The organism is Streptomyces poonensis (assembly GCF_014650915.1).
Lineage (GTDB): Bacteria > Actinomycetota > Actinomycetes > Streptomycetales > Streptomycetaceae > Streptomyces > Streptomyces poonensis.
Map to the genome: position 1 here is coordinate 106840 of NZ_BMVW01000001.1, position 25403 is coordinate 132242.

Sequence of the window (25403 nt, forward strand, 5' to 3'; positions counted from 1 at the left end):
CGGTCATCGTGCGTCTTCGCACGTAGAGGCGGCGCGACCGTACCAAAGCGTTCCCTCGCCGTAGCGACGGGCCCGGAGTGCCTCGAACCCCTCCGGCCACCGGAATTCACCGCCCCTGGTGCTGCGCTCCACGGTGACCAGGGCGTCCGCCGCGAGCCAGCCCCCGGTGCGGAGTGTGAGCAGAATCTCCCGGAGATCGTCGTCCGGGACCGCGTACGGCGGGTCGAGGAAGACGATGTCGTACGGCGTCGCCGGCGCCGGGGTCTGGATGATCTGCTCCGCTTTGCCCGCTCTGACCTCGGCGCCGGGGAGGCCGATGGTGCGGACGTTCTCGCGGACCGTGCGGGCGGCGCGGGCGTCGGCCTCGACGAGCAGGGCGTGGCCGGCGCCCCGGCTGAGCGCCTCCAGGCCGACGGCGCCGGAGCCCGCGTAGAGGTCGAGGACGCGCTCGCCGTCGAGGGGGCCGCCGAGCAGGGACTCCCAGGTGGAGAAGAGGCCCTCGCGCGCCCGGTCGGAGGTGGGGCGGGTGCCGCTGCCTGGCGGGACGGCCAGACGGCGCCCGCCGGCCAGGCCGGCGATCACGCGGGTCATCTTCTCGGTCCTTGTCCGTGTGGTGTGGCGTGGGGCCCTGTCCGTCCCAGTCTGGCAGCCGGTGCCGTGGGAGGGCGCCGTCACCCCTTGTCATCCCTTGTCGAGGTACTGCTCGCGCTCCTCGTCCAGCAGGGCGTCCAGGGCCGTGCGCAGGCCGGGAAGGCGCGTCAGGTCCGGGTCGGCGGCGACCACGGCCGCGGCCTCCTCGCGGGCCTCGGCGATGACCTCCTCGTCCTCGATGACGGCGAGCATGCGCAGCGAGGTACGGGCGCCGGACTGGGCCTGGCCGAGGACGTCGCCCTCGCGGCGCTGCTCGAGGTCGATGCGGGAGAGCTCGAAGCCGTCGAGGGTGGACGCGACCGCGTTGAGGCGCTGACGGGCCGCACTCGCCTCGGGCATCTCGGTGACCAGCAGACAGAGACCGGCGGCGGAGCCGCGGCCGACCCGGCCGCGCAGCTGGTGCAGCTGCGAGACACCGAACCGGTCGGCGTCCATGATCACCATCGCGGTGGCGTTCGGGACGTTGACGCCGACCTCGATGACGGTGGTCGCCACCAGGACGTCCGTCTCGCCCGCGGCGAAGCGGCGCATCACGGCGTCCTTGTCGTCGGGCTGCATGCGTCCGTGCAGGACCTCGACCCTCAGGCCTTGGAGGGGGCCCTTGGAGAGCTGGTCGGCCACGTCGAGGACGGCGAGGGGCGGGCGCTTGTCCGCATCCCCTTCCGGTGGCGACTTCTTCTTTTTCGGGTCGTCCTCCTCGTCCCCGATACGGGGACAGACCACATACGCCTGATGGCCGTTCCCCACTTCCTCCCGCACCCGCTCCCACGCGCGCGCGAGGAAGTGCGGTTTGTCGGCGGCCGGGACGACATGGCTGGCGATCGGCGAGCGGCCGGCGGGCAGCTGGTCGAGGACGGAGGTCTCCAGGTCGCCGAAGACGGTCATGGCGACCGTGCGCGGGATGGGCGTGGCGGTCATGACCAGCAGGTGCGGCGTCCGCCTTTCCCCCTGGGAGTGCCCCTTGCCGCGCAGGGCGTCGCGCTGCTCGACGCCGAAGCGGTGCTGTTCGTCCACCACGACCAGGCCGAGGTCGTGGAACTGCACCTTGTCCTCGATCAGCGCGTGCGTGCCGATGACGATGCCGGCCTCGCCGGTGACGAGATCCAGCAGCGCCTGGCGGCGGGCGGCGGCGCCCATGGAACCGGTGAGCAGCACGACCTTGGTGGCGTGTTCGCTCCCGCCGAGCATGCCTCCCTCGGCCAGCTCGCCCATCATCTCGGTGACCGACCGGTGGTGCTGCTGGGCGAGCACCTCGGTGGGCGCGAGCATGGCCGCCTGGCCGCCCGCGTCGACGACGGCGAGCATGGCGCGGAGGGCGACCATGGTCTTCCCCGAACCGACCTCCCCCTGCAGCAGCCGGTGCATCGGGTGCTCGGTCGCCAGGTCGCCGAAGATCTCCGCCGAGACCTTCCGCTGGCCCTCCGTGAGCGTGAAGGGCAGCTTGGCGTCGAAGGCCGTGAGGAGGCCGTCGGGGGCGGGCCTGCGGGCGACGGCCGGGAGCTGGGCGTCGGCGTGGCGGCGGCGGGCCAGGGCTACCTGGAGGACGAAGGCCTCATCCCACTTCAGGCGGGTGCGGGCGTCCTCGACGTCCGCCTTGGTGTGCGGGCGGTGGATCTTCAGCAGGGCCTCGGGCAGCGAGACCATGCCCCGGCCCTCGCGGAGGGAGTCCGGCAGCGGGTCGATCGCCTCCTGGGCGCTCGGCAGGACCGTCTGGACGGCCTTGGCGAGCTTCCAGGACTCCAGCTTGGCGGTGGCCGGGTAGATCGGGATCAGGGCGCCCGCCCAGCTGTCGACCGTCTCGGCGGCGTCCTCCGTGCCGCCGCGCAGCAGCTCGTACGCCGGGTGGGCGAGCTGGAGGCGGCGGTTGAAGACGGAGACCTTGCCGGCGAAGAGGGCGCGGGTGCCGGGGAGGAGCTCCTTGTGGGGTTTGTGCACGCCGTTGCCGAAGAAGACGAGCTGGAGGCGGCCGCTGCCGTCCGTGATGGTGACTTCGAGGCGCTGGCCCTTGCCCCGTGGGGCCTTGGCCGAGGCGAACGTGTGCAGGCGGGCGTCGGCGACCTGGGCGACCACCGTGACGTGCTCGTCCATGGGCAGGTCGGCGAGGTGGGTGAGCCGGCCGCGCTCCTCGTACCTGCGGGGATAGTGGTGGAGTAGGTCGCCGACGGTGTGCAGGCCGAGGTGCTCGGCCATCACCTTCGCGGTGGCGGGGCCGAGCACCTTCTTCAGTGGTTCTTCCAGTGCGGGCACGAGATCCATTGCACACCACGGCACTGACAATGCCGTATACGTCCGGGGAATCCGCTGGTCAGGCGGGTAGTTCGCGGCCTAGGATGACGCCCTTACGGCCATCCCCCGCGGTCACCGCCCCACCGGCCCGCCCGACCCCGCGCCGTCGACCGTCCCCCAGCCCACGGCGCCGTGACGATGGATTCCCAGACCTCACAGTCATCCCAGGCACCACAGTCACCCCACACGTTCCAGGTCGACCTGCGCGGTCTGGTGGACCTGCTCTCCCATCACCTCTACTCCAGTCCCAAGGTCTACCTGCGCGAACTGCTCCAGAACGCCGTGGACGCGATCACCGCCCGGCGCGCGGAGCAGCCCGGCGCGCCCGCCACCGTACGGCTGTACGCGGAGGACGGCGCGCTGCGCGTGGAGGACTCCGGCATCGGGCTCACCGAGGCGGACGTCCACAGCCTGCTCGCCACCATCGGCCGCAGCTCCAAGCGGGCCGACGGGCTGGAGTCGGCGCGCTCGGAGTTCCTGGGGCAGTTCGGCATCGGGTTGCTGGCGTGTTTCGTGGTCGCCGAGCGCATCCGGGTCGTCAGCCGCAGCGCCCGTACGCCCGACGCGCCGCCCGTGGAGTGGACGGCGAGCGACGACGGTTCGTACACCGTGCGCACGCTCGGCCAGGACGCCCGTACGGAGCCGGGTACGACCGTGCATCTGGTGGCGCGGCCCGGGGCGGCCGACTGGCTCGCGCGCGGGCGGGTCCTCGCGCTGGCGCGGGACTTCGGCTCACTGCTGCCGTACGACGTGCGCGTGGGCGAGGAGGCGGTCACCGCTCTGCCGGCGCCCTGGGACCGCGCCCATCCCTCGCCCACCGCGCGGCGGGTGGCCCTCGCGCGGCACTGTCACGACCTGTTCGGCTTCACCCCACTGGACTCGATCGACCTGGACGTGCCGCTCGCCGGGGTCCGGGGCGTGGCCTATGTGCTGCCGTCCGCGGTGAGCCCCGCCCAGCGCGCGGGCCACCGGGTGCACCTGAAGGGGATGCTGCTCACCGAGCGGGCCGAGCAGCTGCTGCCGGACTGGGCGTTCTTCGTGCGCTGCGTCCTCGACACCGACAGCCTGCGGCCCACCGCCTCGCGCGAGTCGCTGTACGAGGACGAGACCCTGGTGGCCGTACGGGAAGCCCTCGGCGAGCGGATCCGGTCCTGGCTGACCGGGCTCGCGGCGGGCGATCCGGAGCGGCTCGCGGCGTTCCTGTCGGTGCACCACCTGGGCGTGAAGTCGCTGGCGCGGCACGACGCGGAGATGCTGCGCACGATGCTGCCGTGGCTGCCCTTCGAGACGACGGACGGGCGGCTGTCCCTGGAGGAGTTCGCGCAGCGGCACCCGATGGTGCACTTCACGCGGACCGTCGAGGAGTACCGGCAGGTCGCGCCCATCGCGTCCGCGCAGGGCGTCGGCGTGATCAACGGCGGTTACACGTACGACAGCGAGCTGGTCGAGGCGCTGCCGTCGGTGCGTCCGGGGACGGTGGTCGCCGAGCTGGACGCCGACACGGTGACCGCGCACCTGGACGCCGTGGACCCGGCGGAGGAGCTGGCGCTGACGGGTTTCCTGTCCGCCGCGCGGGCCGCGCTCGACCCGCTGGGCTGCGACGTCGTCCTGCGGGCCTTCCATCCGCTCTCGGTGCCCGCGCTGCATCTGGACGACCGGGCGGCCCGGCACGAGCAGGCACGCGCCGAGGCGGAGGAGCAGGCCGACGACCTGTGGGCGGGCATCCTCGGTTCGCTGCGGGGCAGCGCCCCCCGCGCGCGGCTGGTGCTCAACCACCTCAACCCGCTGATCCGCAGGATCGGTTCCCTCAAGGATCCGGAGCTGATCGGCACCGCCACGGAGTCCCTGTACGGACAGGCCCTGCTGATGGCGCAGCGCCCGCTGCGGCCCGCGGACTCCGCGCTGCTGAACCGGGCGTTCATCGGCCTCCTGGAATGGGCCACCCACACCGAGTCCGGGGAGGACGGCCGCCGATGAGCGGGATCAGCGAGATGGGCGGTATCGCCGACTTCGACGAGCTGCGCGGGGCGATGGCGGAGAACTACGAGCAGCCGGAGGGCCCGGCCCGTAACGCGCGCGCGGAGCACCTGCTCGCCCAGGCCGAGAAGCTGGGCATTCCGCTCGCCGTGATAGAGGCGCTCGGGCACCAGCTGAAGGTCTACAACTACAGCTCCGAGAAGGACAAGATGTTCGTCCCCTTCGCGCGTCTGCTGCGCATGTGGGACGAGCGCCCCGAGGACTTCGACGAGTACGAGACCCACTCCCTGCACTGGGTCTTCAAGTGGATGTCGGCCGGCATGCTGAACCAGCCGCACATCCCGCTCGCCTCGATCGAGAAGTGGCTCGGCGAGATGGAGCGCCGCTACCGGCTCGCCGGGCACTCCGAACGGGCCGTGCGCAGCGCCGAGTTCAGCGTGGCCGCGCACATCGGCGACATCGGGCGGGCCGAGCGGGCGTACGCCGCGTGGCTGGCGGCCGACCGGGACAGCATGGCCGACTGCCACGCCTGCGAGCTGCACGGGCAGGGCTGGTGGCAGGTGCGGCGCGGCGACGACGCCGAGGCGCTGCGGCTGTGGGCGCCGGTGCTGGAGGGCGAGTACACGTGCGCCCACGAGCCGCACACGGTGCTGGCGTCCTCCCTGCTGCCGCTGCTGCGCCTGGGCCGCCCGGACGAGGCCCGCGCCCACCATCTGCGCGGCTTCCGGCTCGTGCGGGCCATGGAGAGCATGCGCAGCGCCTACGCGGACCACCTGGAGTTCTGCGCGCTGACCGGCAACGAGGCTCGCGGGCTGGAGCTGCTCGCCCAGCGCCCCACGTACTTCACCGACGGCGGGGACCCCCGCAGCAAGCTGAACTTCATGGCCGTGGTGGCCCTCCTGATGGACCGCCTGGTGGAGCTCGGGCTGGGCGGGCAGACGGTGCCCGGCCCTCCCGGCCGCGCCTGGACGGCACGGGAACTGGCCGACCACGCGCGCGAGGAGGCGCGGAGGCTGGCCGCGCGCTTCGACGAGCGCAACGGCACGTCGTACGTGGGCGCGCGCGCCGAGGAGCGCATGGCCCGGCGGCCGCTGGTGGACCGGCTGCCGCTCGGTGTGCGCTCGTCCGCGCGGGTGCCGGTCCCGGCGCCGAGGCCGCCGGCGCCCGTGGAGTCCACGGGATCCACGGCACCGGATGCCGCCCCGGATCTGCCCGCGCTGCTCTCCGAGGCACGGCAGCTCTCCGGGGTGCTCCACCCGGACGCCGTCGAGGCCTGGGCCGCGGTGGCACGGGCCGCGCGGGCCGAGGGCGCGGACCTGGCCGCGTACGACCGCGCGGAGATCGCCGACCACGAGGCGATGGGCCGCGGCCCCGAGGGGCTCGCCCTCTTCGCGCGCGCGGCCGAGCTGTACGAGGAGGCCGGCGATCCGGGGGAGGCGCTGGCGGCACGCGCGCGCGGGGCGTCCGTCCGGGCCTTCACGGGTGACACCGGGGCGGCCCTGGAGCTGATCTCCGAGCCCTACGAGCGGATCCTCGCGCTGTTCGCCGGGGACGGCACGGGCGTACGGCAGACGGCGTCCGTGCTGATGGCCCGGGCGCGCATCCTGATGCAGCGGCTGGACGACGCCGGGGAGGACGGGGCGGCCGACGGCGAGGGCGCCGTAGCCGCCGCCGAGGAGGCCGTGCGAGAGCTGCTGGCCCTCGCCGAGCCGCACACCGCCGACGTACGGCTGGCCTCGCGGGTCGCCGAGGCGCGGGGCATGCTCGGGGAGCTGGCCGCGCGCACCGGGGACGTGGCGGCCGCGGCGGAGCTGATCGCCGAGTCCGTGCGGACGTACCTGGCGGCCGGGCTGCCCTGGTTCGCGGTGGAGCAGGAGGCGCGGCTCACCCGGGCCGCACGGCACCTCGGGGACCTGGAGACCGCCGAGCGTGCGGCCCGGGACGCGCTGGAGCACGGCGGGCCGTTCCTGGAACCGGCGGGCCACGCCCAGCTCCACCTCCAGCTGGCCGAGGTGCTCGGCGTCACCGGGCGGTTCGGGCCGGCGGCGGAGCACGCCCTGGAGGCCGCGCACTGGGCCGACGAGGCGGGCGAGGGAGCGGCCCTGGGCGCGTGGGCGCGGCACCAGCTCGGTGGCTTCCTGCTGCGGCAGGGGCGGTGGGCCGAGGCCGCGGAGGTGCTGGAGTCGGCGCTGCCCGACCTGACCGCGGTGACGCACGGCGACGGGACGATCGTGCAGACGCAGTGGTGGCTCGGCGAGTGCCTGACCGAGCTCGGGGAGCACAGGGAGGCCGCCGAGCGGTGGCTGCGGGCCGCCGACATCGCCCGGCACTGGCCCGAGCAGCGCGACCACGCCATGCTCGCCCACCTCGCCGCGGAGGCCCTCGGCAACGCGGAACTGCCCGCCGAGGCCGACCGCGCCTACACACGCGCGGGCGACCTGTGGCGCGACCTCGGCAACGTCCCCGGCCTGGTGCGCACCCTGCGTGCGCGGGCGTGGCTCGCGGCGCAGGGCGAGGGCGGCCTCGACCGGGCGCGGGAGCTGATGGCGGAGGCGGTACGGGAGTGCGAGGCCGCCCTGCGGGCCGTGGACGAGCCGGAGACCGTGGCATCCGAGGAGGGCGCGGAGCCCGGGGAGGCCGAGAGCATGCGGCAGCAGCTGCTCGCCGAGCTCGGCCAGTCGCACCGCCAGTTCGGCGACCTGGTCGCCCGCTCACTGCCGGACGACGCGGCCCCCGCCGAGGTCCGGCCGGTGTTCGAGGAGGCCCTGGCCCACATGGCGCGGGCGATCGACGCGTACGGCTCCCTCGGCGAGGTCGCCCGCGACCCGCGCACCGGAGCCGAGCTCGCGGCCGGCCGGCTGGAGGCGGACCTGCGCCGGCCCGCCGAGGCGTCGGCACGCGCGCGTGCGGTGCTGTCCGCGTACGGGGACCGCGACGACGCCGTCGCGCAGGCCCGGCGGGCGGAGGCCGAGCGGCTGCTGAAGCTGATGGAGGGGCAGGCGGAGGCATGACCTGCCGCTGGGGGTGCCCGTCTCTCGAACGAGCGCCCCCGGCGGCTACTCCACCCCGATCAGCAGCAACGCTCCCTGCCGCCCGCCCCGGTACACCACCGTGTCCACCGCAAGGTACGACTCCCGCACCCGGGCCTCCAGACGGTCCGCCACCGTCTCCGGCACCCCGTCGCCCAGAACCAGGGTGACCATCTCGCCGCCGGCGGCGAGCATGCGGTCGAGAACCGTCTCGGCGGTGGCCGTGACGTCGGAGCCGATGACGGCAACGTCGTCGTCGATCAGCCCCAGCACGTCACCGGCCTGGCAGATGCCCACCGACGTCCAGGACTGGCGCTCGGCGACGACGACCTCCGCGTGGCGGGTGGCGCCCGCGGCGGACGTCATGGCGACGACGTCCTCGTCGAAGCGGCGGCCCGGCTCGTGGACGGCGAGCGCGGCGATGCCCTGCACCGCCGAACGGGTCGGGATGAGCGCGACGCGCACGCCCTCCGCGCGCACCTGCTCCGCGGCGGCGGCCGCCGTGTGCCGCAGCTCCGCGTCGTTCGGCAGGATCACCACCTCGCGCGCGTGGGCACGCCGTACGGCCTCGACGAGTTCCCCGCTCGCGGGGGGCTCCCCCGGGCGGGCCGGCACCGCGGTGGCCCCGGCCTCCGCGTACAGCGCGGCCAGCCCCTCCCCCGGCACGACCGCCACGACCGCCCGAGCGGCCCGCTCCCGCGGCGCCCGTGCGGCGCCCGCCACATGCGCGTCCCCGGCCGCGAAGTGCGTGATCGCGATGCGGTACGGGCGCCCGGCCTCCACGCCCGCCTCCACGGCGGCCCCGGCGTCGTCGACGTGCACGTGGACGTTCCACAGCCCGTCCCCGCCGACCACGACCAGCGAGTCGCCCAGCGCGTCGAGCCGCTCCCGCAGCCGGGCCACGGCCGTGTCGTCCGCCTCCAGCAGGTAGATCACCTCGTAGGCGGGACCGCCCCCCTGGGGGCCGCCGTCCTCGCACATCTCATGCCGCGGCTCCGCCACGGCTCCCGCCGCCACCACGCGCGCGTGAGCGTCGGTGTCCACGGGTCCCGGGCCGGACGAGGTCACCGGCCTCGGCACCTCCCCGGTGAACGTCTGCACCAGCGCCGCCAGGACCGCCACCAGTCCCCGTCCCCCCGCGTCGACGACGCCCGCGCGCTCCAGCACGGACAGCTGCCCAGGGGTGGCCGCGAGCGCCGCCCGTGCCCCCTCGTAGGCCGCCCGCGCGACCGCCCCGCAGCCGTCCTCGGCCCCGTTCGCCGCCTCCGCGGCGTCGGCCGCGGCGGAGGCCACCGTGAGGACCGTGCCCTCCACGGGGTGGGCGACCGCCTCGCGCGCGGAGTCGGCCGCCTGACGGAGGGCCGTCCGCAGGGCGGGGCCGTCGATGTGAGGGTTCTCACCGTCGGCCGTCAGCACCTGCGCCATGCCGCGCAGCAGCTGCGCCAGGATCGTTCCGGAGTTGCCCCGGGCCCCGATCAGCGCGCCGTGCGCCATGGCCCGTACGGCCTCGGCGAGCGTGGGCTGCGTCACATCCGGGCCGGTCGTGCCGTCCGGCACTCCCCCGCCCGCGGTCCCGTGCCCCGCGAACACCGCCTCGACCGCCGCGACGGCCGACTCCACGGTCAGGTAGAGGTTCGTCCCGGTGTCCCCGTCGGCCACCGGATAGACGTTGATCGCGTCGATCTCCTCGCGGGCCCGCCCCAGCGCCTCCAGCGCGAGCCCGCACCAGGTGCGCACCGCGAGAGCATCGAGGAATGTCTGCGGCACCTGCGGCACCTGCGCCTCCTTGAGCTGCTGGACTGGACGCAGCGTAGACCCCTGTCAGGTGTCCGCCGGAAGAGGGCCGAAACAAAATGTGGAAGACACGGTGCGGACCGGGGCCGGGGAACGGGGCCGCGGGCGGCCGCCCGGTTCACCGTGGTAGTTTCGTTGTGCGGGAGCAGCCGTTGTATGCTGCTCCGGTTGCCCGATCCGATCGGGCCGTTCCCCTGGCAACGCCACTCAGATCCGATCCCTCAGATCTAGATCTCGATCCCGGCATGCCGGGATTAACCGTAAGTGCATCTGAAGTCTTTGGAGTGACCCGTGGCTGCCAACTGCGACGTCTGCGGCAAGGGGCCGGGCTTCGGCAACAACATCTCGCACTCGCACCGCCGTACGTCCCGTCGCTGGAACCCGAACATCCAGCGTGTGCGTACCGTGGTCGGCGGGACGCCGAAGCGCGTGAACGCCTGCACCTCGTGCATCAAGGCCGGCAAGGTCTCGCGCTGACGCACAGCTAAGCGCGCGGCCACGTCGGTTCGCTGCAGGGCCGGTCCACCTGATGGTGGGCCGGCTTTTTGCTGTACCTGACAAGAAGTGCGCACGCCCTGACAAGCTGGGCTCATGCGCTTCGGCATCCTGGGCCCACTGGAGGTACGCACCGACGACGGCACCCCCGTCGACCCCGGAGGTCCCCGCCCCCGCGCCCTGCTCACCCTCCTGCTCCTCGACGCGGGCCGCACGGTCTCCGTGGAGCACCTCATCGACGGCCTGTACGGCACCGAGCCGCCCGCCGGAGCCGCCAACGCCCTCCAGTCCCAGATCTCCCGCCTGCGCAGACGCCTGACCCCGCACACGGAGATCGAGGCCACGGCGACCGGCTACCGCATCGCCACCCCTCCCGACTCGGTCGACGCTCATCAGTTCGAACAGCTGTCCGCGGCCGGGCACGCCGCTCTCGCCGCCGGAGACCACCGGCAGGCCGCGGCCGTGCTCCGGGACGCACTCGCCCTCCGGCGCGGTCCGGCCCTCCCCGACCTCCCGGACGCGCGCGCCGAGCGGGAGCGGCTGGAGGAGCTCGGGCTCACCGCCGTACAGGACCGCATCGACGCGGACCTGGCGCTCGGCGGCGGCGCCGGACTCGTACCGGAGCTGCGGGCGCTGCTGTCCGGGCACCCGCTGAGCGAGCGGCTGTACGGGCAGCTGATGCGGGCCCTGCACGCGAGCGGGCGGCCCGCCGAAGCGCTCACGGTGTTCGAGGACGCCCGGCGCAGGCTCGCGGACGAGCTGGGCGCCGATCCGTCGCCCGAGCTGTCCGCGCTGCACCTGGAGCTGCTCCGGGGCAAGGGCCCCGGCCGGAGCCGCCTGCCGGTCCAGCTCACCCGTTTCGTGGGCCGGGAGGCCGAGCTGGGCCGGATCACCTCGGCGCTCGACGGCTCGCGCCTGGTCACGCTCACCGGCCCCGGCGGAGCGGGCAAGACCCGGCTCGCCGTCGAGGCGGCGGGCACCGCGACGACGCACGCCGACGTCTGTTTCGTCGAGCTGGCGCCGGTCACCGACGGCACCCGGATCCCGTACGCCGTCCTCACCGCGCTCGGCGTGCGCGAGGGTTTCCGCAGCCCGGCCGCCGACGGCACCGAACGGCTGCTGGCCGCTTTGGAGGACCGCGAACTCCTCCTCGTCCTCGACAACTGCGAGCACGTCGTCGAGGACGCCGCCCGCACCACCGCGCTGCTCCTCGGGGCCTGCCCCGGGGTGCGCGTCCTCGCCACCAGCCGTGAGTCCCTGGGGATCACCGGCGAGGTCCTGGTCCCGGTGCCGCCGCTCCCGCCGGAGCCCGCGGTCCGGCTCTTCCTGGACCGGACCCGGGCGGTACGCCCCGGTTTCGCCGGTCACGCGCGCGTGGGCGACATCTGCTCGGCTCTCGACGGGCTGCCCCTCGCCATCGAGCTCGCGGCGGCCCGGCTGCGCACCCTCACCCCCGACGAGCTGGCCGACCGCCTGGACGACCGGTTCCGCCTCCTCTCCCGCGGCGACCGCTCCAAGGCGCCCCGCCACCGCACCCTGCGTGCCGTCGTGGAGTGGAGCTGGGAGCTGCTGGACGGCGAGGAGCGGAAGCTCGCGGCCCGGCTGACGGTCTTCCCGGGCGGGGCCACCCTGGAGGCGGTCGAGGCGGTGTGCGCGACCCCGTACCCGGAGGACCTGTTGGCCTCACTGGTGGAGAAGTCCTTCTTGGAGGTGTCCGAGGGCCGCTACCGCATGCTGGAGACCATCCGGGCGTTCGCCGCCGGGCAGCGCGCGGACGACGACCGGCTGCGGGACGCCCACGCCGGGTACTTCCTCCGGCTGGCCGAGCAAGCGGAACCGTACCTGCGGGGCGGCGGGCAGCTGCCCTGGCTGGCCCGCCTGGACGCCGAGCGGGACAACCTGGACGCCGCCCTGCGCCACCTCGTCGCCACCGCTCCGGGGGACGCCCTGCGGCTGATGGCCGCCCTGTCCTGGTACTGGCGGCTGCGCGCGCCGCACGGTGAGCAGGTGCCCGTGGCGCGTGCCCTGCTGGCGGCGGTCGGCGGCACTCCGCCCCCGGGGCTGACCGAGGAGTACGCCCTGTGCCTGATGAACACCGTCACGGGCCGCGGTGACGACCCGGGCGAGGCCGACCGCGTCGCGCGCGGGTCCGCGCTCCTGCAGTCCCTGACCGAACCGCTGCGGCTGCCGTTCACGATGGTCCTGTGGTCGCTGGCGAGCGGCCCGCTGTACGCGGTGGACGACGAACTGCTCGTCCGCCAGATCGGTGCGGAGCCGTGGAGCCGTGCGCTGCTGGATCTGGGGCACGCCTACCAGGCGCAGTTCACGGGCGACGCCGTGGCCGCCGAGGCGGCCTTCACGCGCGCGCTGACAGGCTTCCGGGCGACCGGTGACCGCTGGGGCATGGCCAACTGCCTGGATCCGCTGGGCGGTTTCGCGGGCCGGCGCGGCGCGTACGACCGCGCCCTGGAGCTGCTCGACGAAGGGCTGGCGCACGTCCGGGAGCTGGACGCCCCCGAGGAGACCGCGGACCTGCTGCGTTCCCGGGCCACCGTGCTGCTGTACCGCGGTGACACCGAGGAAGCGGTGGCGGACTTCACACACGCCGCGGACCTGGCCCGTGCGGCGGGGGCCCCTGACAAGGTGGCGGCGGCCCGGCGCGGCCTGGGCGACGCGGCCCGGCTGTCCGGCGCCGAAGACACCGCCCACGCGCGCGTGCACTACGAGAGCGCCCTGGAGGCTTGTGCCGCGAACTGGTTCAGCGTCGGCGAGACGGTCCTGATCCTCATCGGCCTCGGCCGCACGGCGGCGGCCGAGGGCGACCTCGACCAGGCCCGGGACTGGTTCGCCCAGGCCCGCGCCCACGCCCTGGAGGTCCCCGACACCCTGGCCCTGGCGGCCGTCGCCGAGGCCCTGGCCTCCGTCGCCCCGCACCCCGAGCGGGCGGCCGAACTGCTCGGCGCCGCCGAGGGCCTGCGGGGCGCCCCGGCCGGGGGCGACCGCGACGTCGTACGCACAGTGGAGGACGTACGCGCGCGACTGTCGCCCGAGGCCTACGACAAGGCGTGCTCACAGGGCCGCGCCCTGCGGTCGGCGGCGGTCAGCGAACGGTAGGGGGACGGTCAGCGCCCGGGCCCAGGCTGCCGTGCATGACGAACACGACGCACCGCCTCGGCCACCTCACCGTCCTGATCTCCGGCGCCAGTGTCGCCGGTCCGGCCCTCGCGCTGAACCTCCTCCGGTACGGCGCCCGGGTCACCGTCGTCGAGAAGGCGCCGGAACTGCGCGGGGGCGGCTTCGCCGTCGACTTCCGGGGGCACGTCCACCGCAGGGTGCTCACCGAGATGGGGATCTGGGACGAGATCCACGCCCGCCAGACCCGTATGGGCCGCCAGATCGTCGTCGCCGCGGACGGCTCCCCGAAGGTGGACCTGCCGTCGGAGATGATGAGCGGCGACGTGGAGATCCTCCGCGGCGACCTCTCGCGGATCATGTACGAGCGCACCAGGGACCGCGTCGAGTACGTGTTCGGCGACTCGATCACCGCGCTCGACGACACGCCCGACGGCGTCGGCGTCACCTTCGAGAAGGGCCCCGCCCGCCGCTTCGACCTGGTGATCGGCGCGGACGGCCTCCACTCGAACACCCGCTCGCTGGTCTTCGGTGACGAGTCCCGCTACCTGCGCTTCTTCGACCACTACGTGGCCGGCTTCGACGTTCCGAACCATCTGGGCCTGGACCGCTCCGGCCGGGTCTACAGCGAGCCCGGCCGCGCGATCGCCCTCGGCAACTCCGACGGCGACCCGGACCGCGCGGGCGCGCTGCTGGTCTTCCGTTCCGAGCGGCTGTCGTACGACCGTCGGGACGTCGCCGGGCAGAAACGGATCCTCGCCGAGCGGTTCGCGGGGACGGGCTGGGAGGGACCGAACGTTCTGCAGGCGCTGGAGGCGGCCGGCGACCTGTACTTCGACGCGATCGCCCAGATTCACGTCGACCGGCTCACCAAGGGGCGGGTGGCGCTGCTCGGGGACGCGGGGTACGGAGCCACGATGGGCGGGATGGGGACCGGCGTGGCGGTCGTCGCGGCCTATGTGCTGGCCGGCGAGCTCGCCCTGGCGGGCGGGGACCACCGCACGGCGTTCGCCGCGTACGAGGCGCGGATCCGGGACTTCGCCAAGGGCTGCCAGAAGACCTCCGGCAACGCGGGCCCGTTCTTCGCGCCGCCCACCGAGCGGCGGATCCGCAGCCGTGACCGGATGTACCGGCTGCTCGCCTCCCGCCCGCTGGCGGCCTTCTTCAAGCGGCTCACCGAGAAGTCGGCGACCGCCATCAAGCTGCCGGAGTACCCGGGGTGCCCGGGGTGAGGGCCCACCCGTGATCCACCGGCCCGATCCCCCCGCCGAGGGCGAACCCGGCCGCGATGGCGCCCGTCACGTACTCCTTGGCCGCCGTGACCGCCTCCGGCACGCTCTGCCCCTTGGCCAGCCCGCAGGCCACCGCCGAGGCCAGCGTGCAGCCCGTGCCGTGGGTGTGCCGGTTGTCGTGGCGGGGAGCGCGCAGCCAGTGCTCCTCGGAGCCGTCGGTCAGCAGGTCGACGGCGTCACCGGCCAGATGGCCGCCCTTGATCAGCGCCCACTGCGGGCCGTACTCCAGCACGGCCGCCGCCGCCCGCCGCAGCTCGCCCTCCGACGTGACCCGGACGCCCGTGAGCTGGGCGACCTCGTCGAGGTTCGGGGTGGCGACCGTCGCCACCGGCAGCAGCTTGGTCCGTACGGAGTCCAGCGCGGACGACGCCAGCAGCGAGTCGCCGTGCTTGGAGACGCCCACCGGATCGACGACGACCGGCGCGTCCGTGCCCGCCAGCAGCTCGGCCACCGTCTCGACCAGCTCGGCCGAGGCGAGCATGCCGGTCTTGACGGCCTGCACCCCGATGTCGTCGACGACGCTGCGGTACTGCGCCCGGACGGCCTCCACGGGCAGTTCCCAGGCGCCCTGCACACCGCGGGAGTTCTGCGCCGTGACGGCCGTGAGCACGCTCATCCCGTGGGTGCCGAGCGCGAGCATCGTCTTCAGGTCTGCCTGGATGCCGGCTCCTCCGCCGGAGTCGGATCCGGCGACCGTGAGCACGCGCGGCGGTGCGGTCATGTCGTCCGTCATCCTCTGCAGCCCTCCCGCTGTCATGACTCGATGTCCCCGAAATGGTCCCAGCCGCCCTGGTGCGTCCAGGATGCCCCGTCGACCGTCACCTGGGGCAGCGCCGAGGGGTGGAGCACCTCGCCGATCACCTTCCAGCGGGCCGGCAGCTTCACGTCCGGCGGGAAGGTCGCCACGATGGCGTGGTCCTCTCCCCCGGTCAGCACCCACTGCATGGGGTCGACGCCGACGGCCTGCCCGATGTCGTACATCTGGGACGGGATGTCGATCGCGCCCGAGCGGATGTCGATGCGCACCTTGCTGGCCTCGGCGATGTGTCCCAGGTCGGCGATCAGCCCGTCGCTCACGTCGCACATCGCGGTGGCGCCGAGTCCGGCCGCGGCGGGGCCCGCGTGGTACGGCGGCTCCGGCCGTCTGTGGGCCTCCACGAAGGCGCGCGGCGAGCGGAACCCGCGCGACAGCACCGTGTACCCGGCGGCGGACCAGCCGAGCCAGCCGATCACGGCCACCACGTCGCCGGGCCGGGCGCCCGCCCTGGTCACCGGCTCGTGGTTGCGCAGGTCGCCGAGCGCGGTGATCGACACCGTGATCGTGTCGCCGCGCACCACGTCCCCGCCGACCACGGCCGCCCCGGCGACCTGGCACTCGTCGCGCAGTCCGTCCATCAGCTCGGTCGGCCAGGTGGCCGACAGTTCGGCGGGGACGACCAGGCCGAGCAGCAACGCGGTCGGCACGGCGCCCATGGCGGCGATGTCCGCGAGGTTCTGCGCCGCCGCCTTGCGCCCCACGTCGTAGGCCGTGGACCAGTCGCGGCGGAAGTGCCGCCCCTCCAGCAGGATGTCGGTGCTCGCCACGACCCTGCGGTCGGGCGCGGCCACCACGGCGGCGTCGTCGCCGGGGCCGACCCGGACCGCCGGGGTGGTGGTGAGCCGCGAGGTGAGCTCCCTGATGAGCCCGAACTCGCCGAGCTCGCCCACGGTGCCCTTCATCGTCGTACGTCCCCTTCTCTGGCCGCCCACTCCCCGTCGCGGGCCCTCGTGGTTCTCGGTGCGTCGCGGTCGGGCCGACCGCCGGCTTCCGTCGTGCGTGTGCCCCGGTGTGTACGCGTGTGTACGCCACGGCCCTCCCGGGTCTCCCCCCGGCGAGCTGCCACGCGATACCGTGGCGTCCCTTTCCCCCACATGATCCTCGTGGCCGCCCTGGAGGTTCCGTGGTACAGGCGTACATCCTGATCCAGACAGAGGTCGGCAAGGCGTCGACCGTAGCCGACACGATCAGTAAAATTCCTGGGGTCGTCCAGGCCGAGGACGTGACGGGTCCCTATGACGTGATCGTGCGCGCGCAGGCCGACACGGTCGACGACCTCGGCCGCATGGTGGTCGCGAAGGTCCAGCAAGTGGACGGCATCACCCGCACCCTGACCTGCCCGGTCGTGCACCTCTAGCCCCCGTCTACCCTTGGCCGGTGAACATCTTGCGTCATCGGCGTACCGGTCTGTCCGCTCTGGTGCTGCTGCTCGCCACGGCGGGCTGCTCCTCGGCGGACGACAGCGCCTCGGTCGCGGTTCCCAGCCCGGGCGCGAAGGCCACCGAGCTGTGCCAGGACCTGGACAAGGCGCTGCCGCGGAAGCTGGACGGTCTCGTCCGGGAGGATCCGGAGCCGCGATCCGCGCTGACCGCGGCCTGGGGAGGCTCGGCGATCATACTGCGCTGCGGCGTGCCGCGGCCCGCCGAGATGCTCGACCCCAAGGCGTCCACGAGCGAGGTGAACGGCGTGGCCTGGCTCGTGCAGGAGCAGGACGACGGCGGCTACGTCTTCACCACGGGTCTGCGGCAGGCGTACGTCGAGGTGCGGTTCAGCAAGGAGCAGGCCGCCACGGGCGCCGGTCCGCTCGTCGACTTCGCCGCGCCGGTGAAGAAGACGATCCCGGAGGGCATCGCCGACTGACCCGCGCCCCGTCACGGGGCGCGGGCGCCGGAGCACCGCGGCCGGCCACGGGGGACCCGCGGCCGCCGACACCGTACGTTCCGCGCAAGCGCTACCGCAGCCCCGTCGACCGGCGCAGCGCGGCCTGGATCAGCCGGTCCACCAGCTCCGGGTAGCCGATCCCGCTCGCCTGCCACATCTTCGGGTACATGGAGATCGGCGTGAACCCGGGCATGGTGTTGATCTCGTTGATGACGAAGTCGCCGTCCTCGGCGAGGAAGAAGTCCGCACGGACCAGTCCCTCGCAGGAGGCGGCCTCGAAGGCCTCGACCGCGAGCCGCTGGACCTCGGCGGTCTCCTCGGGCGTCAGCGGGGCGGGCACGACGCCGGGGGTGGAGTCGATGTACTTGGCCTCGAAGTCGTAGTACGCGTGAGCGTCCGGCGGCGGGATCTCCGCGGGCACGCTCGCGCGCGGGCCGTCCTCGAACTCCAGCACCCCGCACTCGATCTCCCGGCCGCGCACCGCGGCCTCGACGATGACCTTCGGGTCGTGCCGCCGGGCCTCCTCTATCGCGTCGTCGAGACCGGCGAGGGAGTCGACCTTGGTGATGCCGATCGAGGACCCCGCGCGCGCGGGCTTCACGAACAGGGGCCAGCCGTGGTCGCCCGCGAAGTCGACGATCTTCTTGCGGGCGGCGGACTGGTCCCGCTCCCACTCGCGGGGCCGGATCACCACGTACGGACCGACCTTCAGCCCGAACGAGGTGAACACGCGCTTCATGTACTCCTTGTCCTGGCCGACGGCCGAGGCGAGGACGCCCGAGCCGACGTACGGGACACCGGACAGTTCCAGCAGGCCCTGGAGGGTGCCGTCCTCGCCGTACGGGCCGTGCAGCACGGGGAGGACGACGTCGACCTCGCCGAGCGCCTTCGGTACCGCGCCGGGCTCGCTGTAGACGACCTCGCGGTTCGCCGGGTCGACGGGGAGGATCACCCCGCCCTCGCCCTCCTCGGTGAGCTGTTCGACCGTGGGCTGGCGCCGGTCGACGATCGCCATCCGGTCCGGTTCATCGGCCGTGAGCGCCCAGCGGCCGTCCTGGGTGATGCCGATCGGCAGGACGTCGTACTTCGTCCGGTCGATGGCGCGCAGGACGGCGCCGGCCGTGACCACGGAGATCCCGTGCTCGGAGCTGCGGCCGCCGAAGACGACGGCCACGCGCGGCTTGCGGGGCGGCTGCCCGGGGCTCTGGGGGAGGTTCTCGGTGCTCATATCGCGTTGAGAGTACCTGTTGGTAAAGGCCGAGTCAGCGCCACATCGGGCCGGTCGGCCGCGCGTCCCCGGTCGTCGCCCGGCGCCGTACGCTCCCGTCGTCCGGCGCCGTACGCCCTCGTCACCCGGTGTCGTACGCTCCGTCGCCGAGCGTCATGCGGGCGCCCGGCCGGTTCCCGGGCGCCCGGCGCCGGTCAGTGCCGCTCGGGCTTGGCGCTGCGCGACATCAGTTCCTTGACCGCGACGACCGGCGGCTTGCCCTCGTGGACGATCTCGACGACGGTCTCCGTGATGGGCATGTCGACGCCGTACCGGCGGGCCAAGTCCCGTACGGAGGTGCAGGACTTGACGCCCTCGGCGGTCTGCCTGGTGACCGCGATGGTCTCCTGCAGGGTCATGCCCTTGCCGAGGTTGGTGCCGAAGGTGTGGTTGCGCGACAGCGGCGAGGAGCAGGTGGCCACCAGGTCGCCGAGGCCGGCGAGCCCGGAGAACGTCAGCGGGTCGGCTCCCATGGCGAGGCCGAGCCGGGTGGTCTCGGCGAGCCCGCGGGTGATGAGCGAGCCCTTGGCGTTGTCGCCGAGGCCCATGCCGTCCGCGATGCCGACGGCGAGGCCGATGACGTTCTTGACGGCGCCGCCGAGCTCGCAGCCGACCACGTCGGTGTTGGTGTACGGGCGGAAGTACGACGTGTGGCAGGCGGCCTGGAGCCGCTGTGCGACGGCCTCGTCCGTGCAGGCCACGACGGCGGCGGCCGGCATCCGGGAGGCGATCTCACGGGCGAGGTTGGGGCCGGTGACCACGGCGACACGCTCCTGGCCGACCTTGGCGACGTCCTCGATCACCTCGCTCATCCGCATGGCCGAGCCGAGTTCGACGCCCTTCATCAGCGACACCAGCACGGTGTCCTCGGCCAGCAGCGGCGCCCACTCGGCCAGGTTGCCCCGCAGGGTCTGCGAGGGGACGGCGAGCACGGTGAAGTCGGCGCCGGCGGCGGCCTCGGCCGGGTCCGTGGTCGCCCGCACGGTGCGCGGCAGCTCGGCGCCGGGCAGGTAGTCGGGGTTCGTCCGGGTGGAGTTGACCGCCTCGACGAGCTCGGCCCGCCGCGCCCACAGGGTGACGTCGCATCCCGCGTCGGCGAGCACCATCGCGAACGCCGTACCCCACGAACCGGTGCCGAAGACGGCCGCCTTGACCGGCTTGCTCACGCGCCCCGCCCCTCTTCCTGTGCCCGTGGGCCCCTGTCCTGCCCGTCCATCCCGGCGGCGGTCCGGCCGCCGCCCGCGTACCGCTCGGCGCGGCCGCCCCCGCCGTTCCGCGCCGCCTCGGCGGCCCGGCGCCGCTGCTCGATACGGACCTGCTTCGGGTCGTACGGCGTCGCGGGCGCCTTCTCACCGCGGATGGTCTCCAGCTGCGCGGTGATGGCGGCCATGATCACCTCGGTCGCCTCCTTCAGCAGGTCCGGGGTCATCTCCTTGCCGTAGAAGCGCGAGAGGTCCACCGGCGGGCCCACCAGCACCTGGTGCGTCTTCCGGGGACGGATGCTGGGCTTCTTGGCGTACGGCGGCAGCAGCAGGTTGGCACCCCACTGGGCCACCGGGATCACCGGGCACCGGGTCTGCAGGGCGACACGTGCCGCGCCCGTCTTGCCGGTCATGGGCCAGCCGTCGGGGTCGCGGGTGAGGGTGCCCTCGGGGTAGAACGCCACGCACTCGCCGCGCTCCACGGCGTCGATCGCGGCCCGGAAGGCGCTGAGCGCGTCGGTGCTCTCGCGGTAGACGGGGATCTGCCCGGTGCCGCGCATCGCGGCGCCCACGAATCCCTTCTTGAAAAGCCCGCTCTTCGCGAGGAATCGCGGAACGCGCCCGGTGTTGTACTGGAAATGCGCGTACGCCAGGGGGTCCACGTGGGAATTGTGGTTCACCACGGTGATGAATCCGCCGTCGGCCGGAATGTTCTCCATTCCGCGCCAGTCCCGCTTGAGCAGCACCAGCAGCGGCGGTTTGCAGATGACCGCTGCGAAGCGATACCAGAAGCCGATTCTGCGGCGGGGCACGCGGACACCTTCCTCTAGAAATGTGGGGCCGGCGGCCCGGAAGCCGCACAAGTGTGGCCCCGCGCCGACGGTCTGTCGAGGACACCGTACGCCCCGGTGGGGGAACCGCCAGGGTGCCCAGGTCACGTCGCGGCGGGGCGTCCGGGTCACAATGGCCCCGACAAGGGAGGGACGGAGCGCTCGTGCGGTGGACCCTGGTGGTACCCCTGAAGCCCCTGGCTCGGGCCAAGAGCAGGCTTTCGGCGGCGGCCGGCGACGGGCTGCGCCCCGGTCTCGCGCTCGCCTTCGCCCAGGACACGGTGGCGGCCGCGCTGGAGTGCACGGCGGTACGGGATGTGGCGGTCGTCACGGACGACGCGCTGGCGGGCCGGGAGCTGGCCCGGCTCGGGGCGCGCATCGTCCCGGACTCGCCCGGGGCGGGCCTGAACGCGGCGCTGGTGCACGGGGCCGACGTCGTCCGCGCCACCCGGCCGGACTGCGCGGTCGCGGCCCTGAACGCCGATCTGCCGGCGCTGCGCCCCGCGGAACTGGCCCGGGTTCTCGACGCGGCCGCGGAATTCCCGCGCGCTTTTCTCGCGGACGCGGCAGCCGTCGGCACGACCCTTCTGGCGGCGGCTCCCGGTGCTGAACTGCGGCCGGCGTTCGGCGGGCGTTCCCGTGCCCGCCACCACGCATCGGGCGCCGTGGAACTGCTCTCCGACGCGGTGGCCTCCGTACGCCGGGACGTGGACACCGGCGAGGACCTGCGGGCGGCGCTGGCGCTGGGCGTGGGCCCGCGTACGGCGGCGGTGGCCGCGCGGCTGCTGATACCGGAACAGTAGGCTGCGGCCATGCAGGCGACCGCGTACACGTACGACCCCGAGACCCGCAGCGGGCAGGTGCTGCTCGACGACGGCACCCCGGTGTCCTTCGACGCGCCGGCGTTCGACGCGGGCGGACTGCGGCTGCTGCGGCCCGGGCAGCGGGTGCGCATCGAGACCGAGGGTGACGGGGCGTCCCGCCGGATCACCCTGATCACGCTGCAGACGTTCTGAGCTGCCGGCCGCCGCGCGGTGCGGGACTCACGGGTGCCCGCCGGCGCGCTCGGCAGCCCTGTGTATGGCCGGAAAGATCTTTCAGCGCGTGCCGCGGGCGTGTTGAACGGTCCCGCGCGCGACGGCCGCGCCGGCCGGGCCGAAGAGTGCCGCGAATACCGCGGGAAATGATCTGATGCGGGTCCGGTAAGTGCGACTGCAGAGTTTCTCAGGAATTCCCGAAAAACCCTGCGGACACGCCGCGGGCCGGAATCCCGAGGAGTCCGGCCCGGCGCGTGAGTGCCCTGCGCCCCTGCTTACCTGCTGCGGGCGGTGGTCTTCTTGGCGGCGGTCTTGCGTGCCGTCGTCTTCTTGGCGGGAGCCTTCTTCGCGGTGGTCTTCTTCGCCGGGGCCTTCTTCGCGGCGGCCGGCGTCGTCTTCGCCGGTGTGGCCTTCTTCGCCGTGGTCTTCTTCGCGGTCGCCGGCGTCGCCTTCTTCGCCGGTGTGGCCTTCTTCGCCGTGGTCTTCTTCGTGGCGGCGGCCGTCGTCTTCTTCGCCGGTGTGGCCTTCTTCGCAGCCGTGGTGGTGGCCTTCTTGGCGGCGGTCTTCTTGGTCGCGGCCTTCTTGACCGTCGCCGAAGCTCCGCCGGTCAGGCTGCCCTTGGGGGCCTTCCGCACCGCCACGTCGTTCTTCGGGAGCTTCTTCGAACCGCCCACCAGGTCCTTGAAGCCCTGGCCCGCACGGAAACGCGGCACGGAGGTCTTCTTGACCCGAACACGCTCACCGGTCTGCGGGTTGCGCGCGTACCGGGCGGGGCGGTCGACCTTCTCGAACGAACCGAAACCGGTGACCGAGACCCGCTGTCCGGCGACGACCGCGCGGACGATGGCGTCCAGAACGGCGTCCACAGCGTCGGCGGCCTGCTGGCGCCCGCCGAGCTTGTCCGCAATCGCTTCTACGAGCTGCGCCTTGTTCACGTCTTCCCCTTCGGAGACATCGCCAGAACGAATGTGTTCAAGCTTTTTCGCACGTTAGGCAGATATATACCGCAAATCAAACACGAAACGGGCTAATCACCCTTGTGCCGCAACGGACTCGAACCGCCGCGGAGTTCCTCAGCGGTCCTCCTCGGGGAATCGCCCCTCGTCGAGGTCCGTCATGAAGCTCTCCAGACGCCTTGCCGCACCGGCGAGATCGTGCTTGGCCGCGGCCGTAATGACCAGCAGCTTCCGGGTCAGCGCCATCCGTACGCCCTCCGGGACTTGCGATGCGCGCACTCTTGAGTGCGCTTCCTTGAGTTGGTCCGCGACCGCCGTATAGAGCTCGAGTTGGCCGTCGTGTTCCATGCACAGATTGTGCCATCTGGGGCGAGTTGTCGCCTGCGCAGGGGGCAACTGCCCTCTCCCAGAGGCATCTCAGGCACCTCTGTTCACTGTGGCACCGGGACTCGAGTACCCGTACAAGCACCCGCCCAACCAGGGCAGTTGACGAAATTCCCAGCCGTCGACACGCCGTTTCCGGGGCCGGACATGGCTGTACCCCCAACCGTCCACGATTGGGGGTACAGAGGGGTTTGCGGTGGCTGGAAATCATCCTTGTGCCGCAGCCGCCGGGGTCTTCTTCCCGGGGCGTCGCCGGTCAGTCACCGGTCCGGCATCAGCCCGGCACCGGCCCGGCACCGGCCCGTGTTCAGACCCGGAGCGTCCTCGGCTTGTACGAGGGCCGCTTGGCCTCGTACGCGGCGATGTCGTCCTCGTTCCGGAGCGTGATGGAGATGTCGTCGAGGCCGTTCAGCAGCCGCCAGCGGGAGTTCTCGTCCAGCTCGAAGGCGGCCGTGATGCCCTCGGCGCGCACCTCGCGGGCCTCGAGGTCGACCGTCACCTCGGCCTCGGGGTCCGCCTCGGTGAGCTCCCACAGGGCGTCCACGGTCTGCTGCTCCAGGACGACCGTGAGCAGGCCGTTCTTGAGTGAGTTACCGCGGAAGATGTCCGCGAAGCGGGAGGAGATGACGGTCTTGAAGCCGTAGTTCTGCAGCGCCCAGACCGCGTGCTCACGGGAGGAGCCGGTGCCGAAGTCGGGGCCGGCGACGAGCACCGAGGCGCCCTGCCGCTCGGGCCGGTTGAGCACGAACTCGGGGTCCTTGCGCCAGGCCTCGAACAGCCCGTCCTCGAAACCGTCCCTGGTCACCTTCTTGAGCCAGTGGGCGGGGATGATCTGGTCGGTGTCGACGTTGCTGCGGCGCAGCGGGACGGCCCGGCCGGTGTGGGTGGTGAATGCTTCCATGACTGATCAGACTCCAGCGGGCGCGGGGGTGTCGGCGTCGGCGAGGTCGGCCGGGGAGGCCAGATGGCCCAGTACGGCGGTGGCGGCGGCGACCTGCGGGGAGACCAGGTGGGTGCGGCCGCCCTTGCCCTGCCGGCCCTCGAAGTTGCGGTTGGAGGTGGACGCCGAGCGCTCACCGGGGGACAGCTGGTCGGGGTTCATGCCGAGGCACATGGAGCAGCCCGCGTGCCGCCATTCGGCGCCGGCCTCCTTGAAGACCACGTCCAGGCCCTCCTCGACCGCCTGCAGACCGACCCGCGCGGAGCCGGGCACGACCAGCATGCGTACCCCGTCGGCGACTTTGCGGTCCTTCACGATCGAGGCCGCGGCGCGCAGGTCCTCGATGCGGCCGTTGGTGCAGGAGCCCACGAAGACGGTGTCCACCTTGATGGACCTGAGCGGCTGTCCGGCCTCCAACCCCATGTACTCCAGGGCCTTTTCGGCGGCGAGACGCTCCGAGGCGTCCTCGTAGGAGGCCGGGTCGGGGACGGCGGCGGACAGCGGGGCGCCCTGGCCGGGGTTGGTGCCCCAGGTGACGAACGGCGACAGCGAGGCTGCGTCGATGACGACCTCGGCGTCGAAGACCGCGTCCTCGTCGGTGCGCAGGGTCTTCCAGTACTCCACCGCGGCGTCCCAGTCGGCGCCCTCGGGGGCGTGCGGGCGGCCCTTGAGGTAGGCGAAGGTGGTCTCGTCGGGGGCGATCATGCCCGCGCGGGCACCGGCCTCGATCGACATGTTGCAGATGGTCATCCGGGCCTCCATCGAGAGCTTCTCGATGGCCGAGCCGCGGTACTCCAGGATGTAGCCCTGGCCGCCGCCGGTGCCGATCCGCGCGATGATCGCCAGGATCAGGTCCTTGGCGGTCACGCCCTCGGGCAGCTCGCCGTCGACCGTGATGGCCATGGTCTTCGGGCGGGCCATCGGCAGCGTCTGGGTGGCCAGCACGTGCTCCACCTGCGAGGTGCCGATACCGAAGGCCAGCGCGCCGAAGGCGCCGTGCGTGGAGGTGTGGGAGTCGCCGCACACCACCGTCGTACCGGGCTGGGTCAGGCCCAGCTGGGGGCCGACCACGTGCACGACTCCCTGCTCGACGTCGCCGAGCGGGTGCAGGCGCACCCCGAACTCGGCGCAGTTCCTGCGCAGCGTCTCCAGCTGGGCGCGGGAGACCGGGTCGGCGATCGGCTTGTCGATGTCGAGGGTCGGGGTGTTGTGGTCCTCGGTCGCGATGGTGAGGTCGAGCCGCCGCACCTTCCGGCCGCTCTTGCGCAGACCGTCGAAGGCCTGGGGGCTGGTCACCTCATGCAGCAGGTGCAGATCGATGAAGAGGAGGTCGGGCTCGCCCTCGGCGCGCCGGACGACGTGGTCGTCCCAGACCTTCTCCGCGAGTGTCCTACCCATCGCTTTCCCTCCGGCCGGCCTGTCCGCGCCGGCCC

At 73.2% G+C, this 25403-nt stretch carries 21 protein-coding genes; 9 read left to right on the forward strand and 12 right to left on the reverse strand.

The window, feature by feature from the left end:
• Positions 1-3: 3 nt before the first annotated feature.
• Positions 4-591, reverse strand: coding sequence for a 16S rRNA (guanine(966)-N(2))-methyltransferase RsmD (gene rsmD / locus IE242_RS00455; protein ID WP_189854123.1), 588 nt, complete (start codon positions 589-591; stop codon positions 4-6).
• Between the two features lie 90 nt (positions 592-681).
• Positions 682-2907 carry an ATP-dependent DNA helicase RecG gene (gene recG, locus IE242_RS00460; protein ID WP_189854125.1) on the reverse strand — a complete coding sequence of 742 codons (2226 nt, stop codon included), beginning with the start codon at positions 2905-2907 and terminating at the stop codon, positions 682-684.
• Positions 2908-3075: 168 nt separating this feature from the next.
• On the opposite strand from recG, the gene IE242_RS00465 reads away from it, so the two are divergent.
• Together IE242_RS00465 and IE242_RS00470 are read left to right on the forward strand one after the other, a co-directional pair.
• On the forward strand, positions 3076-4914 hold the full coding sequence (locus IE242_RS00465) for an HSP90 family protein (RefSeq protein WP_189854127.1): 1839 nt from the start codon (positions 3076-3078) through the stop codon (positions 4912-4914).
• Positions 4911-7925 carry a tetratricopeptide repeat protein gene (locus IE242_RS00470; RefSeq protein WP_229857934.1) on the forward strand — a complete coding sequence of 1005 codons (3015 nt, stop codon included), beginning with the start codon at positions 4911-4913 and terminating at the stop codon, positions 7923-7925. Before IE242_RS00465 ends, IE242_RS00470 begins: the two co-directional genes overlap by 4 nt.
• Before the next feature lie 45 nt (positions 7926-7970).
• Here the strand turns inward: IE242_RS00470 and fakA are convergent, their stop codons facing one another.
• A complete protein-coding gene (gene fakA, locus IE242_RS00475; RefSeq protein ID WP_189854129.1) occupies positions 7971-9719 on the reverse strand; it encodes a DAK2 domain-containing protein in 1749 nt (582 codons plus the stop codon).
• A gap of 309 nt (positions 9720-10028) precedes the next feature.
• On the opposite strand from fakA, the gene rpmB reads away from it, so the two are divergent.
• The 3 genes from rpmB to IE242_RS00490 all read left to right on the forward strand — a co-directional run bounded on the left by rpmB (position 10029) and on the right by IE242_RS00490 (position 14596).
• Complete coding sequence (rpmB, locus tag IE242_RS00480) at positions 10029-10214, forward strand: 50S ribosomal protein L28 (RefSeq protein WP_003993230.1); 186 nt, start codon at positions 10029-10031, stop codon at positions 10212-10214.
• A gap of 114 nt (positions 10215-10328) precedes the next feature.
• Positions 10329-13346: an AfsR/SARP family transcriptional regulator gene (locus IE242_RS00485; protein ID WP_189854131.1), complete on the forward strand. Its 3018-nt coding sequence runs from the start codon at positions 10329-10331 to the stop codon at positions 13344-13346.
• A 35-nt stretch (positions 13347-13381) separates the two neighbouring features.
• Entirely contained in the window at positions 13382-14596 is a 1215-nt protein-coding gene (locus IE242_RS00490) for an FAD-dependent monooxygenase (RefSeq protein WP_189854133.1), read from the forward strand.
• On the opposite strand, the gene thiD is transcribed toward IE242_RS00490, so the two are convergent.
• Positions 14562-15377 carry a bifunctional hydroxymethylpyrimidine kinase/phosphomethylpyrimidine kinase gene (gene thiD / locus IE242_RS00495; protein WP_189854135.1) on the reverse strand — a complete coding sequence of 272 codons (816 nt, stop codon included), beginning with the start codon at positions 15375-15377 and terminating at the stop codon, positions 14562-14564. The two genes, IE242_RS00490 and thiD, sit on opposite strands and share 35 nt — an antisense overlap.
• Before the next feature lie 32 nt (positions 15378-15409).
• Positions 15410-16375 (reverse strand): thiamine-phosphate kinase, encoded by a 966-nt coding sequence (locus IE242_RS00500; protein ID WP_189854137.1) that lies wholly within the window; start codon positions 16373-16375, stop codon positions 15410-15412.
• Positions 16376-16596: 221 nt separating this feature from the next.
• On the opposite strand from IE242_RS00500, the gene IE242_RS00505 reads away from it, so the two are divergent.
• Together IE242_RS00505 and IE242_RS00510 are read left to right on the forward strand one after the other, a co-directional pair.
• Complete coding sequence (locus IE242_RS00505; RefSeq protein ID WP_030577692.1) at positions 16597-16830, forward strand: Lrp/AsnC family transcriptional regulator; 234 nt, start codon at positions 16597-16599, stop codon at positions 16828-16830.
• 20 nt (positions 16831-16850) lie between these two features.
• Positions 16851-17333: a DUF3515 domain-containing protein gene (locus IE242_RS00510; RefSeq protein ID WP_189854139.1), complete on the forward strand. Its 483-nt coding sequence runs from the start codon at positions 16851-16853 to the stop codon at positions 17331-17333.
• Between the two features lie 91 nt (positions 17334-17424).
• On the opposite strand, the gene IE242_RS00515 is transcribed toward IE242_RS00510, so the two are convergent.
• The 3 genes from IE242_RS00515 to IE242_RS00525 form a co-directional block, all read right to left on the reverse strand.
• A complete protein-coding gene (locus IE242_RS00515; protein WP_189854141.1) occupies positions 17425-18582 on the reverse strand; it encodes a D-alanine--D-alanine ligase family protein in 1158 nt (385 codons plus the stop codon).
• 194 nt (positions 18583-18776) lie between these two features.
• Entirely contained in the window at positions 18777-19787 is a 1011-nt protein-coding gene (locus tag IE242_RS00520; protein WP_189854142.1) for an NAD(P)H-dependent glycerol-3-phosphate dehydrogenase, read from the reverse strand.
• Positions 19784-20635 carry a lysophospholipid acyltransferase family protein gene (locus IE242_RS00525; protein ID WP_189854144.1) on the reverse strand — a complete coding sequence of 284 codons (852 nt, stop codon included), beginning with the start codon at positions 20633-20635 and terminating at the stop codon, positions 19784-19786. Before IE242_RS00525 ends, IE242_RS00520 begins: the two co-directional genes overlap by 4 nt.
• Positions 20636-20817: 182 nt before the next feature.
• On the opposite strand from IE242_RS00525, the gene cofC reads away from it, so the two are divergent.
• Together cofC and IE242_RS00535 are read left to right on the forward strand one after the other, a co-directional pair.
• Positions 20818-21456 carry a 2-phospho-L-lactate guanylyltransferase gene (gene cofC / locus IE242_RS00530; protein WP_189854146.1) on the forward strand — a complete coding sequence of 213 codons (639 nt, stop codon included), beginning with the start codon at positions 20818-20820 and terminating at the stop codon, positions 21454-21456.
• A gap of 9 nt (positions 21457-21465) precedes the next feature.
• Complete coding sequence (locus IE242_RS00535; RefSeq protein WP_189854148.1) at positions 21466-21669, forward strand: hypothetical protein; 204 nt, start codon at positions 21466-21468, stop codon at positions 21667-21669.
• 296 nt (positions 21670-21965) lie between these two features.
• On the opposite strand, the gene IE242_RS00540 is transcribed toward IE242_RS00535, so the two are convergent.
• The 4 genes from IE242_RS00540 to leuC form a co-directional block, all read right to left on the reverse strand.
• On the reverse strand, positions 21966-22625 hold the full coding sequence (locus IE242_RS00540; protein ID WP_189854150.1) for an HU family DNA-binding protein: 660 nt from the start codon (positions 22623-22625) through the stop codon (positions 21966-21968).
• Positions 22626-22763: 138 nt separating this feature from the next.
• Positions 22764-22994, reverse strand: a complete 231-nt coding sequence (locus tag IE242_RS00545) for an SCO5555 family protein (RefSeq protein WP_189854152.1) — start codon at positions 22992-22994, stop codon at positions 22764-22766.
• A gap of 343 nt (positions 22995-23337) precedes the next feature.
• Positions 23338-23931 carry a 3-isopropylmalate dehydratase small subunit gene (leuD, locus tag IE242_RS00550; RefSeq protein ID WP_189854154.1) on the reverse strand — a complete coding sequence of 198 codons (594 nt, stop codon included), beginning with the start codon at positions 23929-23931 and terminating at the stop codon, positions 23338-23340.
• Between the two features lie 6 nt (positions 23932-23937).
• Positions 23938-25368, reverse strand: coding sequence for a 3-isopropylmalate dehydratase large subunit (leuC, locus tag IE242_RS00555; RefSeq protein ID WP_189854156.1), 1431 nt, complete (start codon positions 25366-25368; stop codon positions 23938-23940).
• Positions 25369-25403 lie beyond the last annotated feature (35 nt).

Excerpts from the sequence above, each read along its gene's own strand:
- rsmD (WP_189854123.1), bottom strand. The coding sequence starts at position 591 with ATGACCCGCGTGATCGCCGGCCTGGCCGGCGGGCGCCGTCTGGCCGTC.
- recG (WP_189854125.1), bottom strand. The coding sequence starts at position 2,907 with ATGGATCTCGTGCCCGCACTGGAAGAACCACTGAAGAAGGTGCTCGGC.
- IE242_RS00465 (WP_189854127.1), top strand. The coding sequence starts at position 3,076 with ATGGATTCCCAGACCTCACAGTCATCCCAGGCACCACAGTCACCCCAC.
- IE242_RS00470 (WP_229857934.1), top strand. The coding sequence starts at position 4,911 with ATGAGCGGGATCAGCGAGATGGGCGGTATCGCCGACTTCGACGAGCTG.
- IE242_RS00485 (WP_189854131.1), top strand. The coding sequence starts at position 10,329 with ATGCGCTTCGGCATCCTGGGCCCACTGGAGGTACGCACCGACGACGGC.
- IE242_RS00490 (WP_189854133.1), top strand. The coding sequence starts at position 13,382 with ATGACGAACACGACGCACCGCCTCGGCCACCTCACCGTCCTGATCTCC.
- thiD (WP_189854135.1), bottom strand. The coding sequence starts at position 15,377 with ATGACCGCACCGCCGCGCGTGCTCACGGTCGCCGGATCCGACTCCGGC.
- IE242_RS00500 (WP_189854137.1), bottom strand. The coding sequence starts at position 16,375 with ATGAAGGGCACCGTGGGCGAGCTCGGCGAGTTCGGGCTCATCAGGGAG.
- IE242_RS00515 (WP_189854141.1), bottom strand. The coding sequence starts at position 18,582 with ATGAGCACCGAGAACCTCCCCCAGAGCCCCGGGCAGCCGCCCCGCAAG.
- IE242_RS00535 (WP_189854148.1), top strand. The coding sequence starts at position 21,466 with ATGCAGGCGACCGCGTACACGTACGACCCCGAGACCCGCAGCGGGCAG.
- IE242_RS00545 (WP_189854152.1), bottom strand. The coding sequence starts at position 22,994 with ATGGAACACGACGGCCAACTCGAGCTCTATACGGCGGTCGCGGACCAA.
- leuD (WP_189854154.1), bottom strand. The coding sequence starts at position 23,931 with ATGGAAGCATTCACCACCCACACCGGCCGGGCCGTCCCGCTGCGCCGC.
- leuC (WP_189854156.1), bottom strand. The coding sequence starts at position 25,368 with ATGGGTAGGACACTCGCGGAGAAGGTCTGGGACGACCACGTCGTCCGG.